The organism is Pseudofulvimonas gallinarii, assembly GCF_004343305.1.
Taxonomy (GTDB): domain Bacteria; phylum Pseudomonadota; class Gammaproteobacteria; order Xanthomonadales; family UBA2363; genus Pseudofulvimonas; species Pseudofulvimonas gallinarii.
Genome location: NZ_SMAF01000055.1, coordinates 1 through 1,468, shown reverse-complemented (window position 1 = coordinate 1,468; position 1,468 = coordinate 1). Strand labels below are relative to the sequence as shown.

Here is a 1,468-nt window from a genome sequence, read left to right as displayed (position 1 = left end):
AGAGCGTCAGCAGGATGGAAAATGCAGAATCAAAAGCCGTGAAGCTGGCGCTTCACATCGTGATGCCGTCAGGGGTTGACGGGGGAGTCCATACATGAATTGTTAGGCCCTGGCCCTGTGCTAGTGATGCTGCCCATACCAAGGACTAGCTGCTTCCGGAAGATAGGGCCAATCTGAAGGATTTGGCAGCGACAACTGAGCAGCCTTTGCCTGCTCCGGCGTGAGAAACAAGCCCCCAAGATCATTGCCACCGTTGATCGCGTACAGCCTGACGTCTGTGCCAGCAAGCTGGTCATTAACGATCTTAAAGAATACGTAGGTGGCTGCACCCCAGCTCTCATTCTCTTGGGTGTCAGGCGCGTAGATTACGTACTCCTCGCCGTTAGAGCGGATGGCGTAGCGAGGAAGGTCATTGTCAATAACCTGCTCTATACGTCCAGGATTTGGAATGTAGCGCTTGAGCTCTGGGAGCAGCTGATCGTAAGCACTGCCGATGCCGGTCTCCGCTAGATCCTCAGCGTCCAACAATATCAACTGGTCGTAATCAAGTTCCATAGGAGGTGGTTGAGCCTGGCAACTGGCAATCGTGGTGGCTAGGAGAAGTGCGGATATGAACTTAGCGATAGTCATAAGACAATGCCTAACGCTTGAGTTAAGCCGAGCCGCGAAGCGGCTTCGGCTTGGACGAATTGTTATGCGGCGCCGAGGAGCTGCTGGCCCGCCACAGTGCCCAGCCGACTAGCCCAACCCACAGGAAAAAACACAAGAATGTGATGCGCTGACCGATGCTGGCCATGCCAGCGAAGCGAAGAAACCCAGTAAAGATCGACGCGATTACCAGAGCGAGCGACGGCGTTGCTGCCCAGCGCCACGAGTTGACCTTCCGGAATAGTGAGGGCAGCCAGAACCCGGCTACCAAGAACGCGATGTAGCAGCCAAAGCTGCCCACGGTGTGCAGGAGCGTCGTCGTGGATTTGAAGTCCGCCATGTTGGCGGGGAACGCGCCGGACAGTGCCATAAGGAGGCCGGCAGCTACTAAAGCCATCGCCGGGCCATTGGCCCGGAGCCCGCGGCCCATAAACTCGCGCCGCAGGCCGATGCCAAGGAGTGCTACTGCGAAGCCCGGCAAGATGTATCCGAGAACGTTCCAAGCCCAGAGGTTCGGAGCATCCAGACTGCCCAGCTCACTGATGGCTTGGTCGGTGTGCGCGTAGTCCGGCCGCATGGCCGACATTGCTAGATAGACCGTCAAGAACCATAAGGGCGTGGCGATAGCGACAAGGCCAATCTTCTTTTGAGACATCATCTGCGGTGCGGTCCCTGTGCCGCATAACGCCTGAATTAAGCCGCGCCGCGAAGCGGCGTCGGCTTGGATGATCGAATGGACTCCCCCCGCGTCGCCACACGGCTTCGAAGAGCCAGACAGGAGCATAGTCTCCGGACACAGGATCACGAGAGGAGTCCGCCA

The 1,468-nt window shown here is 57.6% G+C and carries 2 protein-coding genes; both read right to left on the bottom strand.

Annotated features, from left to right (window positions below; genetic code table 11):
• Positions 1 to 120 precede the first annotated feature (120 nt).
• Entirely contained in the window at positions 121 to 555 is a 435-nt protein-coding gene (locus EDC25_RS14595; RefSeq protein ID WP_123520796.1) for a hypothetical protein, read from the bottom strand.
• A 97-nt stretch (positions 556 to 652) separates the two neighbouring features.
• On the bottom strand, positions 653 to 1,468 hold an 816-nt coding region (locus tag EDC25_RS14590; protein WP_207905727.1), incomplete at its 5' end, for a DUF998 domain-containing protein.

Excerpts from the sequence above, each read along its gene's own strand:
- EDC25_RS14595 (WP_123520796.1), bottom strand. The coding sequence starts at position 555 with ATGGAACTTGATTACGACCAGTTGATATTGTTGGACGCTGAGGATCTA.